At 61.0% G+C, this 14287-nt stretch carries 10 protein-coding genes and 1 riboswitch; of the genes, 3 read left to right on the top strand and 7 right to left on the bottom strand.

What is annotated here, in order from left to right; genetic code table 11:
• Nucleotides 1-72: 72 nt before the first annotated feature.
• A complete protein-coding gene (locus GSR16_RS14085) occupies nt 73-906 on the bottom strand; it encodes a L,D-transpeptidase (protein ID WP_240902492.1) in 834 nt (277 codons plus the stop codon).
• Between the two features lie 213 nt (nt 907-1119).
• On the opposite strand from GSR16_RS14085, the gene rlmD reads away from it, so the two are divergent.
• Nucleotides 1120-2709 carry a 23S rRNA (uracil(1939)-C(5))-methyltransferase RlmD gene (rlmD, locus tag GSR16_RS14090; RefSeq protein ID WP_159878433.1) on the top strand — a complete coding sequence of 530 codons (1590 nt, stop codon included), beginning with the start codon at nt 1120-1122 and terminating at the stop codon, nt 2707-2709.
• A 346-nt stretch (nt 2710-3055) separates the two neighbouring features.
• Nucleotides 3056-3145: riboswitch (cyclic di-GMP riboswitch) on the top strand.
• A gap of 60 nt (nt 3146-3205) precedes the next feature.
• On the top strand, nt 3206-5953 hold the full coding sequence (locus GSR16_RS14095; RefSeq protein ID WP_159878435.1) for a putative Ig domain-containing protein: 2748 nt from the start codon (nt 3206-3208) through the stop codon (nt 5951-5953).
• A gap of 84 nt (nt 5954-6037) precedes the next feature.
• Here GSR16_RS14095 and GSR16_RS14100 read toward each other — a convergent pair whose 3' ends face one another.
• The 3 genes from GSR16_RS14100 to GSR16_RS14110 are packed head-to-tail and all read right to left on the bottom strand — an operon-like array spanning nt 6038 to nt 10532.
• Entirely contained in the window at nt 6038-7396 is a 1359-nt protein-coding gene (locus GSR16_RS14100; protein ID WP_159878437.1) for a TolC family outer membrane protein, read from the bottom strand.
• Nucleotides 7396-8781 carry an HlyD family type I secretion periplasmic adaptor subunit gene (locus GSR16_RS14105; RefSeq protein WP_159878439.1) on the bottom strand — a complete coding sequence of 462 codons (1386 nt, stop codon included), beginning with the start codon at nt 8779-8781 and terminating at the stop codon, nt 7396-7398. Before GSR16_RS14105 ends, GSR16_RS14100 begins: the two co-directional genes overlap by 1 nt.
• On the bottom strand, nt 8778-10532 hold the full coding sequence (locus GSR16_RS14110) for a type I secretion system permease/ATPase (RefSeq protein ID WP_159878441.1): 1755 nt from the start codon (nt 10530-10532) through the stop codon (nt 8778-8780). The genes GSR16_RS14105 and GSR16_RS14110 overlap by 4 nt, the downstream gene beginning before the upstream one ends.
• Before the next feature lie 229 nt (nt 10533-10761).
• Here GSR16_RS14110 and GSR16_RS14115 point away from each other — a divergent pair, with 229 nt between their 5' ends.
• Entirely contained in the window at nt 10762-10998 is a 237-nt protein-coding gene (locus GSR16_RS14115; protein ID WP_159878443.1) for a hypothetical protein, read from the top strand.
• 72 nt (nt 10999-11070) lie between these two features.
• Here GSR16_RS14115 and GSR16_RS14120 read toward each other — a convergent pair whose 3' ends face one another.
• Genes GSR16_RS14120 through GSR16_RS14130 form a run of 3 tightly spaced genes read right to left on the bottom strand, consistent with a single transcriptional unit; the run spans nt 11071 to nt 14282 of the window.
• On the bottom strand, nt 11071-12507 hold the full coding sequence (locus GSR16_RS14120) for a gamma-aminobutyraldehyde dehydrogenase (protein WP_159878445.1): 1437 nt from the start codon (nt 12505-12507) through the stop codon (nt 11071-11073).
• Nucleotides 12508-12520: 13 nt separating this feature from the next.
• Nucleotides 12521-13336 (bottom strand): ABC transporter permease, encoded by an 816-nt coding sequence (locus GSR16_RS14125; protein ID WP_089082719.1) that lies wholly within the window; start codon nt 13334-13336, stop codon nt 12521-12523.
• Nucleotides 13326-14282, bottom strand: a complete 957-nt coding sequence (locus GSR16_RS14130; RefSeq protein WP_240902493.1) for an ABC transporter permease — start codon at nt 14280-14282, stop codon at nt 13326-13328. Before GSR16_RS14130 ends, GSR16_RS14125 begins: the two co-directional genes overlap by 11 nt.
• Nucleotides 14283-14287 lie beyond the last annotated feature (5 nt).

The following is a 14287-nucleotide window of genomic DNA, read 5'->3' on the forward strand; positions in this document are numbered from 1 at the left end:
AACAAGTCTGCAGCGCCACAATGCAACAAGCCGACTTGCGTCGGCCTGTCCATCCATCTGCCCCAAGCGCGCTTACAGCACCACGGCGGGCTTGCGTACCGGCTTAAGCTTGCCACCGGCGGAGTTGTAAGACTGCGACGCCGGCGGGACGTTCTGCGGTTCAGCCTGCTGTTCCACCGGCGAACCGTCTTTGGGTGGCAGCGATAGCCAGCGCACGGCAGCCAGCTCTGCCGGCGAAGCGACGCTGCCCTTGCAGGTCAGGCATACCGGCTTGCCACTACGTTCCTTCAGAGCCTGATCCACACGCCGCCCCACCACGGCATGGCCGTGATTGCGCTGCCATTCCAGCAAGCTGTCCGCCAGATGCGGAAAGGATGGATCATCCTGCTTGTAGTGATTCTTGTAGGCGGTCAGCCACAATTCGCCCGCGGCATCTTCGTTCAGCAATACCGTTTGATAGGCCACGGTGACTGACGCCCCCTTTTGTACGGCATCGGCCAGGCTCAGGGCATCAGGATTTTTCAGGCGGATACAGCCATGGCTGCGAAAACCCGGCACCGATGCCGGTGCGTTGGTGCCATGAAAGCCCAGTCCCAGCCTGGCTTCGCCAAAGCGGATGAACACCGGCCCCAGCGGATTGTCCGGCCCGGGCGGCACCACGGTAAGCACCGGCTTGCCCTGGTTTTTCTGTTCCTCCTGGATGGATTTGGGCACATGCCAGCTAGGATCGCGATAAACGCCGGTGATGGCATAGCTGCCAATCGGAGTCTGGGTCAGCATTTTGCCAACGGCAACCGGGTAGATTTTCTGCAATCGGCCATCCTGATAAAAAAACAGGCGTGCCTGCGGCAGATTCACCACCAGATGCTGCCCATTCTGATTGAGCAGGATATCCGGTTCCGGCATGACAGCAGCCCATCCGGCCATTGCCGTCATCAGCAAAACCGCACCAGGAACAAGAGTAAAAGCCGACACCTTCATTGCGCACCAGACCAGTCGTTTTCGATTGATGACATCATAACAGAAACACCTTATCCCCCGCCTTGGCAAAAACCCCTGCGCGGCACGGAATATTTTGAGAAAATCACGCTTTTCCGCCTGATTTCCCACACCAATACAATGACTCAGCAACAGACCATTGCTCTGGTCGAATCCCTTGACCACGAAGGCCGCGGGGTCGCCCACGTCGACGGCAAGACCATCTTCATCGACGGCGCATTACCTTATGAAAAGGTAATATACAGCGCATACCGTAAAAAACCCACGTACGAAAATGCCGACACCACCAGCGTGCTGAAGGAAAGCTTCATGCGCGCCACGCCGCATTGCCCGCATTTTGGCACTTGTGGTGGTTGTTCCATGCAGCATGTGGAATTCACCGCGCAAGTTGCCATCAAACAGCGCGTACTGGAAGACAACCTCAAGTTCATCGGCAAGGTAAAGGCCGAGCGCATTCTCACGCCGATTGCCGGCCCCGCTTGGCATTACCGTCACCGCGCCCGCCTGTCCGCCCGCATGGTGCCGAAAAAAGGCGGCGTACTGGTGGGTTTTCACGAAAAGCATTCCAGCTACATCGCCGAGATGCGTGAATGCCATATCCTGCCTAAACACATTTCCGCCATGATCATGCCGCTGCGCGCCATGATCGCCAAACTGTCGATCAACAGCCGCATGCCGCAAGTGGAAGTGGCCGTGGGCGACAAGGTGGACATCCTGGTATTCCGCAATATGGATGCCATCAATGCCGCCGATGAAAAGCTGCTGCAACAGTTTGCCGACACCCACCGCCAGCCGGATCGCCCGGTACAGATCTGGCTGCAACCTGGCGGCCCGGACACCTGCTATCCCATCTACCCGCTGGATGCACCGCGCCTGACCTACAGCCTGCCGCAATACAGCGTGGAAATGCCGTACTACCCCACCGAATTCACCCAGGTGAACCCGCAAATCAACGCGGTGATGGTGTCGCGCGCGCTGGGCTTTCTCGACCCGCAGCCGGGCGAACGCATTGCCGACATGTTCTGCGGCATCGGCAACTTCACCCTGCCCATTGCCCGCTCCGGTGCCCAGGTGCACGGCATGGAAGGCAGCCAGGCACTGGTGAAGCGTGCGGTGGAAAACGCCACCCACAACGGCCTGCAGGACAAGGTGAGCTACGAAATGGCCAACCTGTTTGAAGTCACGCCGGAAAGCTTTGCTGCACTGGGCAAATTCGACAAGATGCTGGTAGACCCGCCGCGCGACGGCGCCATCCAGCTGCTCAAGGCCATGACCGACGACACCGCCCCGCAGCGCATTGTCTACGTGTCCTGTAACCCGGCCACGCTGGCACGCGATGCCAATGTGCTGGTCAACACCAAGGGCTACACCCTCAAGGCCGCGGGCATCATTAACATGTTCCCGCACACCGCACACGTGGAGTCCGTTGCCTGGTTCGAAAAAACCGGCCCGGCCAAGAGCCTGAAGGAAGTGGCAGACATGGAAGCGGCGGAAGAAGCCATCCGCGAAGCCAAGCGTCAGGCCCGCAAGGCGCAGGAAGCCGAGGCAGAAGCCAAGAAGCAGGCGGAACTCGCCGAAAAAGCCGCTGCCAAGGAAGCGCGCCGTCAGCACTATCTGGATAACAAGGAGTATTACGACGCCAGAAGTGCCGCCCAGCAGCAGGCACGCGATGCTGCTGCCGGTGCAGAGGACGGCACAGCCAAGGAATAAGCTGTTTTTGGTGTTTGCCTGTAGCGTTCGACCCCGGTTGTCACCCCGGAGCGAACGATGCAGGCGCATCTGACCGACAGCTATATATCCAGAATCAAGACCCCGGATGCATGTGTGGCAGTCAAAAACACGTGGATACCGGGGTTTATCGTTATGGAGTTTGCTGTCCGCTCGCAGGACTGAGGGACGGTAGAAACTCAGCTATCAGGGTGGAAAAGGTGGTCAAAAGCCTTGCTTTCGGCATGGCTTTACAGCATTGATAAGCAACTGCCTGTGAATATGTCGCACAGCTACTACAGAAACGAAATTAACAATTGTAAACAATGAAAATTCGCCTCTAGAATTAGACCATTACAGGCAAAACCGGTGAAAGCCGGTGACGCAAAACTAAAGGGACTACCGGTGGCATTTGCCCCCATGTCAGCCAGTTGCCAGCGACGATGTTTGTGGCTGCACGCGCTCCTTTGGCTTTGCCGGATACCACTGAAGGAAAGCAATGAGCGCCTCCAATACCCTCTCCCGCCAGCAAGATGGTCAGCTTGACAGCAGCTCCGGCTTGAAGGCCGTCGATGAATTGCTGGGCAGCATCGGCCTTGGCGCATTGCACGACGCTTCCGCACTTCCTCAAGCCACCATGCTGCACTCGGCCCTGCCGTTCGCGAGCCTGAGCAGCACCACCGTGAGCACCAGCACGGCAGCTGCGAGCGCCGCCCTGGCCAGCACCGGCAGCACAGCCAGCAGCAGCACGGTAAAAACCGGCAGCACCACTGCCCCCAGCTGGATCAGCACCCTGAGCGATGCCGCTCTCAAGGCTGACATGGCCGCCATGGCGGGCACCGTGACCGAGGCTGGTCTGGCCAAGATGGTGACCGATCTGGCCGCCGAGCTGACCAGCAGCAAGAGCACGCTGTCCACCAGCCAGTTCAACGACCTGAAAGCCATCGTCACCAATCTGAACGTGGGTGAAACAGCATCTTCCTATTCGCAGTACACCCTGAATGCACTGGTCAACGGCAATGCCGCCAACAGCAGCTGGACTGGCGGCGCGGCCAGCAGCAGTGCGCTGGGGAATCTGGCCGTAGGCACCAGTGTTGCCCAGTTGAACAATCTCAATGGCAAATGGCTGCAAGGCACTGATTTGCCGACTTCAACGGTCACCGTAAGCGGCACCACCTCCAAGATTACCTACACCAGCAGTACCGCCGCCCTGTTTGGCAGCAGCGGCCCGCTGGCCAGCGATATCAACCAGGGCAAGCTGGGGGATTGCTACTTCCTGTCGTCGATTGCCGAGGTGGCGATGCAGGACTCCGCCATCATCAAGAACATGATCACGGTGAATGGCAATGGCTCGTATGGCGTGGCCTTCCACGTCAAGGGTGCTACCGAGTACGTGACCGTCAACAACGTACTGCAAACCGGCTGCAACTCCGGCCCCAATATGTGGGCTACCCTGCTGGAAAAGGCTTATGCCCAGCTGCAGGCCATCAATGTCACCACTGGCAACAGCTATACCGGCAACAGCTTTACCGCCATCGGCAATGGCGGCCTGCCGGAGTACGCGCTGGAGTCCATCACCGGTGCATCGCAGATTACCGACTACAGCGCCAGCGGCACCAGCTGGCTGAGCCGCACCTACAATTCCTCGCTGTCCGGCACCGGCTCGCAAAGCGGCCTGAGCAGCGCCACGGTACTGAGCTCGCTGAAAGCACATCTGTCCGCTGGCGACGACGTGGTGCTGTCCTCCTACACCTGGAGCTACGATGCCGCCGGCAAGGTGCAGCTGGTTGCAGGCCATGCCATGTCGGTCTATGGCATTGATGCCGCCAACGGCTACCTGCAGATTCGTAACCCGTGGGGCAGCCAGACCGGCCAGTACTGGAACACCACCTTTGAAGCCAGCCTGGCTACCCTGCTGGCAGCTGGCGACACCATCACCGTGGACAATGCCGGTGGTTCGGTGCCGGTCACACCATCTGCCCCCATCCTGAGCAACCAGACGGCCAACCAGTCCCTTGCTGCCAACCACGCTTTCTCGCTGTCGCTGGCCAATGTTTTTGTCGATCCGCAAAACCAGGCGCTCAGCTACCAGGTTAGCCAGGCCAACGGTCAGGCCCTGCCATCCTGGCTGACTTACAACGCCAGCACCAATACCCTGTCCGGCACCACGCCGCTTACCAGCAGCAGCACCCAGCTACTGGTGAAGGTAACCGACACCAGCGGCCTGACTGCATCGGAAACCTTTACCATCAGCGATACGGTTTCGGCACCAACGCTGAGCAAGGCCACCGCCACCCAGGTGGTGACACCGGGCCATGCCTTCAGCTTTGCCCTGCCTGCCGGTACCTTTACCGATCCGCAAGGCGAAACCCTCAGCTACACGGCCAAGCTGGCCAGCGGCGCAGCACTGCCATCCTGGCTCAGCTTCAATGCCCAGACGCAAACTTTCAGCGGTAGCGCACCAGCAGCCAACACTTCGCTGTCGCTGCTGGTAAGCGCAAGCAACCAGGCTGGCCTGTCTGCCTCGGAAACCTTCACCCTGAACGATGCCTACGCGGCCCCCACGCTGAACCAGCAAACCGCCAGCCAAACCATCAATGCCGGCAAGGCCTTCAGTTTCAGCCTGCCGGCCACCACCTTTGTCGATCCGCAAGGGCTGGCGCTCACTTACAAAGCCGCACTGGCCAATGGCCAGGCGCTGCCGGCCTGGCTGAGTTTCAATGCCCAGACCGAAACCTTCTCCGGTACCGCACCCACCACGGCAGGCAGTTTCTCGGTAAAGCTCACCGCTACCGACAGCATCGGACTGTCCAGCTCGGAAACCTTCACCATCAACGATGTGGCCACCGCACTGAAGGCCCCGGTGGTGAACCCGCTGCCGTTGACCATTGGCTTCAACGCCAATGGCACGCTGAGCATCAATGTGCCGCAAGGGACGTTTACCGATCCGCAAGGACAAACGCTCACCTACGGTGCCAGCCAGTCCAATGGCCAGGCCCTGCCCAGCTGGATTACTTTCAACGCGCAGAACGACAGCTTTACCGCCACGCTGGGCCACCAGACCGAGTCCGCCATCATCACCGTCAAGGCCACCGATACTGCCGGCCTGTCGGCCAGCGAAACCTTCTCGCTCACGCTGGGCGCGGTGGCTGCAACTCCGGGCAGCCTGGTTGGTAACAGCAGCCCGGCCATTTCGCTGGTGGGTGTGTCGCATACCACCACGGACAGTGCGCTGCATATTGCCTGATTGGCGACAAACAAAACGGCGTACTGCTTGCTGCAGTACGCCGTTTTTTCATGCCTTATATGCAGGCGGCCAGGCCACCGTGTTTCAGTGCCCGCTGGAAACCACGGAAAAGTGGCGGTCCAGCAAGATCAGGTCCTGCTGCCCCAGCACACCGCAGTCGGCACGCAGCGCAATCCAGCTGACCAGCTGGTTGTATTGCGCCAACAGCAAGTCACGCCGTGCCTGATACAACTGCTCCTCGCTATTGAGGATGTCAGTCAGCGTCTTCACCCCGGCCACCAGACCAAGCTTGCTGGCCTTTACCGTCTCGGCACTGGAGAACACTGCTTTTTGTAGCGAGGCCACCTTGCGCGCGCCGGTGCTCACGCCGTAATACTGCCGGCTGACTTCCAGCTCTACCTGGGCGCGGGCATTGTCCAGTTCCGCCTGCGCCTGTCGATACTGTGCCGCGCTCTGCGCCAGCTGGGCGCTATTGTAGCCACCGTTGAACAGCGGCACGCTCAGCTCTACGCCGATCACATTCTGGGTGATGCGCTGATTGATGGTGGACACCGAACTGGCACTGGAGCGGTCCTTGCTGGCCACCAGTTCCAGCGTGGGATAATTGCCGGCCCGCGCGCGTTTTACCTCCTGCTCGGCAATGCGTACATTCTGCTGCGCGGCGCGGATATCCGGGCTGAGCGCCAGTGCCTTGTCGCGCCACTCTGCCAGCTGCCCCACGGTGCCCAGATAGCGGCCGATGTCCGCCTCCGGCTCGGCCAGCGCCGTGGCGGGCTGGCCGGTAGTGGTCTGCAGCGTGCGTTCGGCAATCAGCTGCATATTACGTGCTTCGATCAGCTCTGCATCCGCCATCGCCATGCGCGCTTCCGCGTCGTGGATGTCAGTCACCGTGCCATCCCCCTGCTCGAACAGCTTTTGCGCCTGGGTACGCGCGGCACTCAGTGCATGCAGCTTGGCCTCGCTCAGGGCCAGGTTCTGCTGCGACAACAACACCCCCAGATAAGCCGACAGGTAACGCAACACCAGCTCGTTGTCCTTGCGGGCAAACAGTGCCTGGCTGTAGTCCACCCGCGCCTGTCCCTGCTGGTAGAGCGCCCAGCGCTGCAGATTAAACAGCGGCTGGCGCAGCTGGATGGCGGCATCCTGGCTCATGTAATTGAGCGGCGAGGTAGAAATGGCACCGGTGTAGTCCGGTGCGGTATCGCTGCCGGTCACCTTGCTGCGGTTGAAGCTGGCATTGAGCGTGGGCAGCAACTGCGCCCGCCCCAGCGGGCCGTTGGCTTCACCTGCCTCGCGCTCGGCCATGGCGGCCTGGTACTGGGCATCGTTGGCACGGGCCAGTTGCAAACCTTCCAGCAAGCCATGGCCGGCAGACAGCATGGGCATCACCAGCAGGCAGGCCGCAGCCAGCAGCGTCGGACGAAATAGCGCTCGCTTGCTCATCAACTTTCCTTGAAGGCCAGGTTCATGCGATCGAGCACCGGCTTGAGCAGATAACGCAACATGGTCCGCTCGCCGCTCTTGATGACGATGCTGGCCGGCATGCCAGGCTTGACCTGCTGATCACCCAGCAGCTGCATGCCTGCCGGTGTCACCTTCACCTGGGCCAGGTAGTAGGGCATGCCGGTTTTGGCATCCAGCAGACGGTCGGCGGAGAAGGTGGCCACCACGCCCGGAATCACCGGCGTGGTTTGCTGATTGAGCGCGGGGAAGCTGACATCCACCGCCAGGCCCGGATGCACCTTGGCGCTCATCGCCGGGTCCACCATGGCCTCGATCAGCAAGGGCTGATTCTCCGGCACCACTTCCAGCAAGGCTTGCCCGGCTTGTACCACGCCGCCCACAGTGTGCATTTTCAGCCCCAGCACCCGCCCGGCCAGCGGCGCACGGATAATGCTGTTGGCCAGCACATAGCGCTGCGCGGATAGCCGGTCGCGCAGGCTGGCGGTTTCCTTCTGAATGTCGGTCAGCTGCGATTCCACTTCTTTCTGGTAGTCCTGCTTGCGGGCCAGTTGGCGCAGCCGGGTTTCCGCAATGGCATCCTGCACCCGGCCGATGCTGGCAATGGTATCGGCCAACTGGCCACGGATTTCCGCAGCACCGCGCTCCAGTTGGTACAGCCGGTTCTTGGGCACATAGCCCCCCGCCGCCAGCTCGCGGATGCCGTCCAGCTCCTTGTCCTGCCATTTGCTTTGTTCGGCACGGGCGGCCTTCATGCCTTGCAGACCGCGCAATTGTTCTTGCAGGCCCTTGATGTTTTCATCCTGCGCCTGCAGTTCGCTGTGCAGTCCTTCGCGCCGGGTGTGAAACAACTGGGTCTGTAGCTGCTTTGCCTGCTGCACACGCACGGCATTGCCCGGCTGCTCCTGCCCCAGCGCATCCAGTTCTGCTGAAAACTGCAGGCTGTTGCTGCCCTCACGCTCGGCCAGCAGCCGGTCCTCGATGGCACGGGCGGTAATGAACTGCGCCAGCGTACTGCCAAATTGCGCACGTGCTTCGGTATCGTTCAGCGTCAGCAGGGCCTGGCCTTGGCGCACCATATCGCCCTCGTTCACCAGCAGCTTTTCCACGCTGCCACCGGTCAGGTGCTGCACGGTCTGGCGGTTGCTGGCAACGATGACGCTGCCGTTGGCGGTCACGCCCTCGTCCAGCGGTGCCAGTGCCGCCCATAGCACAAAACCGCCAAAACCAAACAGCAGGACCTTCACTCCCCAGCGCCCGATGCGCTTGTCGTCGGTATCCACCCGACCAAAGGGTTCAATCGCCGACGGGGTGGCAGGCGCCGCTGCTGCCCGGCGTAATGCAGTCAATTTGCGGAACAGATTCATGCCAGGGTTTCATCCGGATTCTTGCCGGCCTGCTGCTGCATGGCGGCTTGTTGTTGCAAGGCTTGCTGGCTGGCCTGATTGAGGGCGTACAGCACCTGGTCGCGCGGGCCAAACAGGTGCAATTGACCGTCGCGCATCACCAGCAGCTTGTCCACCGCATTGAGAATGCTGGTGCGGTGGGTGATCAGCAGCACGGTGCTGCCACGGGCCTTGAGGTCCATCACGGTATGGATGAGCGCTTGTTCGCCCACATCGTCCAGATTGGAGTTGGGCTCGTCCAGCACCACCACGGCCGGACTGGCATAGATGGCACGCGCCAGGGCAATACGCTGTTTCTGCCCGCCGGACAGCATATTGCCGCCATCACCCAGACGGGTGTCGTAGCCCTGTGGCAGCCGCAGGATCATTTCATGCACCCCGGCGCGGGTGGCGGCCTCAATCACCAAGGCCGAGTCCACCTTGCCAAAGCGGGCAATGTTTTCGGCGATGCTGCCTTCAAACAACTCGATATCCTGCGGCAGATAACCGATGTGCGGTCCCAATTCGTCCTTGTTCCACTGGAACACATCCGCCCCGTCCAGCCGCACCTTGCCCGACTGTGCCGGCCAGACGCCCACCAGCAGGCGCGCCAGGGTGGACTTGCCCGCCGCGCTGGGGCCGACAATGCCCACCACATCGGCATGTTGCACGGCAAAGCTGATGTTTTTCAGAATGGGCAGGCTGCTGCCCGGCGCTGCCGCCACCACGCCCTCAAGCTGCAGATTGCCTTGTGGCCGCGGCAGGCTCATGCCGCTGATGCGTGCCGGATACTCCACCAGCAGTTCATCCAGGCGCTGATAGGCGGCGCGGGCAGAGATCAGTTGCTTCCAGGTGGCGATGGCCATTTCCACCGGCTGCAAGGCGCGGCCCATCAGGATGGAACCGGCAATCATCATGCCGGGGGAAATTTCATTCTGGATGGCCAGTACCGCCCCCACTGCCAGCACCAGCGATTGCAAGGCCAGCCGTACCAGCTTGGAGAGCGCGCCAATGCGTGCGGCGCGGTCGGAAGCCTCGGTCTGTTTTTCCAGTACCCGGCTTTGCAGCAGGAACCAGCGCTCGCGCAGTGCCGGCAGCATGCCCATGGCCTCAATCACTTCGGCATTGCGCAGATTGTTGTTGGCGTAATTGCTGGCGGCAATGGCCGCCTGATTGGCCTCACCCAGCGGTTTACGGGTGGATAGTTCGGTCAGCCAGGCCAGCGCGCACAGGATCAGCATGCCGGCCAGCACGAACAGGCCCAGCATCCAGTGGAACATGAAGGTGACCACCAGGTAGATGGGGGCCCACGGCGCATCGAAAAAGGCAAACAGGCCATTGCCGGTGAGGAACTGGCGCAGCGTGGTGAGGTCGTGCAGTGCCTGGCTGGCATTGCCGTTGTTGCGACGCAGATTGCGCTCGAAGGCGGCGGTGAACACGCGAAAGTTCAGCTGCATGTCCAGCCGGTTGCCCACGCGGATCAGCACCGCCGAGCGCACCAACTCCAGCACCGCCATCAGGCCGTACAGCCCCACCACCATCAGGGTCAGCATCAGCAGCGTGGTTTCATTGCGGCTGTGCAATACCCGGTCGTAGATCTGCAGCATGTAGATGGAGGGCAGCAGCATCAGCAGGTTGATCACCGCGCTGAACCCCGCCAGCCGGTAAAACACATGCCGGAAGGTAAACATGATCTGTGCCAGTTCGGACCGGGACTGCAAAAGACGTTTCATGAGCTGGAGTCTCGAGATGGCATGCAAGGGGAAGAGAAGGCATTCGCCTTCAGTCCAGGTAAAAAAATGCAAGCAATCTTACCATTGGCATGCTGCGCGCCCTATCCCCATTTTAGTAAGCGGGTTTAGGCTTCGCCGCTGCAAAATCACCACCGTATCCGGCTGGTCAGCACTGACGGCACGGAGTAAGGTTGCCAGCTTGCTTGCATTGCACGGACACAGGATTGCCATGTTTATCGAAGACAGCAGCAGCATCGTCTATTACCAGCTCACCACCGCCAGCGGCGCGGTGTTTTCCGTGCCGGAATTCATCCTGCGGGTGGATGCGGCGGACTTCTGCGGCTGGCAGCTGCGCTACGGCGAATGGACCGGTTTTGCCGACCGCCCCGGCCCGGACGGCGCGGCCCAGGCACTACAACTGGCGGTGGAGGAAATGCTGGAGCGGGTGGAATACCGTGGCAAATGAAACAGCCCGGCCGTTTAACAGGAAACATACCGGGCTGGCAACCAAGGCGGCTGAGCAGGTTTAAAGCGGTGCTCAGTGCTTTAGCATGATGTGGCGCACACAGCTGTAATCTTCCAGCGCGTACATCGACATGTCCTTGCCATAGCCGGAGCGCTTCATGCCGCCATGTGGCATTTCACTCACCAGCATGAAGTGGGTGTTGACCCAGGTGCAGCCGTATTGCAGCTGGGCGCTCACCTGCATCGCCCGGCCCACGTCTGCCGTCCACACCGAGCTGGCCAGGCCGTAGTCGGAATCATTGGCCCACTGGATTACCTGCTCGGCATCGTCAAACGGGGTGATGGACACCACCGGGCCAAACACTTCACGCTGCACGATTTCATCCTGCTGGCGCGCGCCGGCAATCACCGTAGGCTGGTAGAAAAAGCCCGGCCCCTCACCCAGCTTGCCGCCGGTCAGCACCTCGACATGCGGCTGTTGCTGGGCGCGCTCGACAAAGCTGGCCACCCGGTTGCGCTGGCGCTCGGAAATCAGCGGTCCCATTTCCACGCCTTCCAGATGCTGGTGGCCCACCTTGATGCTGCCCACCGCGCTGGCCAGATCGGCGGCAAAGCGTTCGTAAACACCTTTTTGCACATACAGGCGGCAGGCGGCGGTGCAGTCCTGGCCGGCATTGTAGTAACCGAAGGCGCGGATGCCCTCCACGGCAGCGGTGAGGTCGGCATCATCAAAGATGATGACCGGCGCCTTGCCGCCCAGCTCCAGATGGGTACGCTTGACCGAACGCGCGGCGGTTTCCAGCACGCGCTGGCCGGTGGACACATCGCCGGTGATGGAAATCATCCGTACTTGCGGTTGGGAGATCAGCGGGCTGCCCACGCTTTCGCCCCGGCCCAGCACCAGGTTGAACACCCCGGCCGGAAACAGGCCGGCCACCAGCTCGGCCAGCTTCAGCGTGGATAGCGGCGTCTGCTCGGACGGCTTGAGTACCACGGTATTACCTGCTGCCAGCGCCGGTGCCATTTTCCAGGCCGCCATCATCAGCGGATAGTTCCACGGCGCAATCGAGGCCACCACGCCCAGCGGGTCGCGGCGGATCATGCTGGTATGGCCAGGCAGGTATTCACCTGCCAGCATGCCGGTCTGGGCGCGCACCGCGCCGGCAAAGAAGCGGAACACATCCACCACGGCGGGAATTTCATCATTCAGTGCCAGATGATAGGGCTTGCCGCAGTTGAGCGATTCCAGCCGGGCAAATTCCGGCCCGCGCGCCTCGATGGCATCGGCCAGTTGCAGCAGCCTTTCGGCACGCTCGCGCGGGGTAGTGGTGGCCCAGGCCGGGAATGCCGCCTGGGCGGCAGCCACGGCTGCCTGTACCTGTTCCAGCGATGCTTCGTTGATCTTGACGATCAGCTCACCGCTGGCCGGGTTGAGAATGGCTTCCGCATCGCCCTCCCCGGCCACGAATTCGCCATTGATCAGCATTTTGCATTGCAGAGTCTTGTCCATGCTCAGTCCTCGTCTATTTGCCGCTGCCGGCAATGTCTTCCGTGCCACGGGTCAGGGTATAAGCAGCCAGAATGGGCAGTGCTGTCATCAGCATCACGCACAGGGCCACCACATTGGTAATGGGTACATCGCGCGGCCGGGTAAGCTGGTTCAGCATCCAGATGGGCAGCGTCACTTCATTGCCGGCGGTAAAGGTGGTGACGATGATCTCGTCAAAACTCAAGGCAAAGGCCAGCATGCCGCCCGCCAGCAGCGCAGTGGCTATCTGCGGCAGGATGACATAGCGAAAGCTCTGCCACATGTCCGCCCCCAGGTCTTGCGAGGCCTCCAGCAAACTGGTGCTGATACGGCGAAAGCGGGCAATCACGTTGTTGTACACCACCACCACGCAGAAGGTGGCGTGGCCGATGGCGATGGTCCAGAAACCCGGCGTGATGTCCGCCAGCCGGAAGGCCGACAGCAAGGCAATGCCGGTGATGATGCCGGGCAGTGCAATCGGCAGGATCAACATCATGGTGATGGCGTCCTTGCCCAGAAAGTCTCGCCGGTACAGCGCCGCGGCGGCCAGTGTGCCCAGCAGCAGCGCCAGCACCGTGGCCAGTGCCGCCAACCGCAAGGACAGGCCGATGGCAGCCAGCACATCATCGCGGGCAAAGGCAGCAGCAAACCAGCCCAGGGTGAAGCCCTGTGGCGGAAAGCTGTAACCCGAACTTTCCGCATTGAAGGCATACAGCACGATCACCGCAATGGGCAAAAACAGGAAACCGATGCCGCCAAAGGCCAGCAGGCGCAGCCACCACGGGGCGCGGTCGGATTGATCAGAGTGCATCGAACGCTCCCAGCTTGCGGGCACCCAGCAGGTACAGGCCGATGATGCACACCGGCACCACGGTAAAGGCGGCCGCCAGCGGCATATTGCCGATGGAACCCTGCATGGTGTACACCATCGAGCCGATAAACAGGCCGGAAGGGCCAATCAATTGCGGGATGATGTAGTCGCCCAAGGTCAATGAAAACGTGAAGATGGAACCGGCCACCACGCCAGGGAAAGCCAGCGGCAGAATCACATGGCGGAAGGTTTGTGCACCGCTGGCACCCAGATCGCTACTGGCCTGCAGCAGATTGGCCGGTACCCGCTCCAGTGCCGCCTGGATGGGCAGGATCATGAAAGGCAGCCAGATATAGGTAAACACGGTAAAGCGCCCCAGATTGGAGGTGGTCAGCGAATTGCCCCCCAACAGCGGCAGTGTCATCAACCAGTCGACAATGCCCTGCAAGCCCAGCGACTGATAGGCCCAGTACACGATGCCACCCTTGGCCAGCAACACCGTCCAGGCATACACCTTGACGATATAGCTGGCCCACATCGGCAGCATCACCGCTACATAAAAGAAGCCCTTCTGCCAGCCACGGGCATAACGCACCATGTAATAGGCCAGCGGAAAAGCCAGCACTGCCGAAGCCAGCGACACCAGCGTGGCCATGCTGAGGGTGCGCAACACCACGTCCAGATTGGCCGGCGACAGCAGTTGGCGGTAGTTATCCAGCGTCAGTTCCCGGCTGACCGACATGGTGAAGTCGTCAAAAGTGAACACACTTTGAGCCAGCAAGGTACACAGCGAACCGAGATACACCAGCACGAACCACAGCAGTGGTAGCGCCAGCAGCAACAGCAGTTGCAAACCGGGGTGACGGTAGAGGGTGATGCCCAGGCGTATCAGCAATCCCTGCCGGGCTGGCGCAATCTGCCCCTGGGGCAGCGAAGCAGTCATCATCTTGT

The sequence above is a fragment of the Aquitalea denitrificans genome, assembly GCF_009856625.1.
Lineage (GTDB): Bacteria > Pseudomonadota > Gammaproteobacteria > Burkholderiales > Chromobacteriaceae > Aquitalea > Aquitalea denitrificans.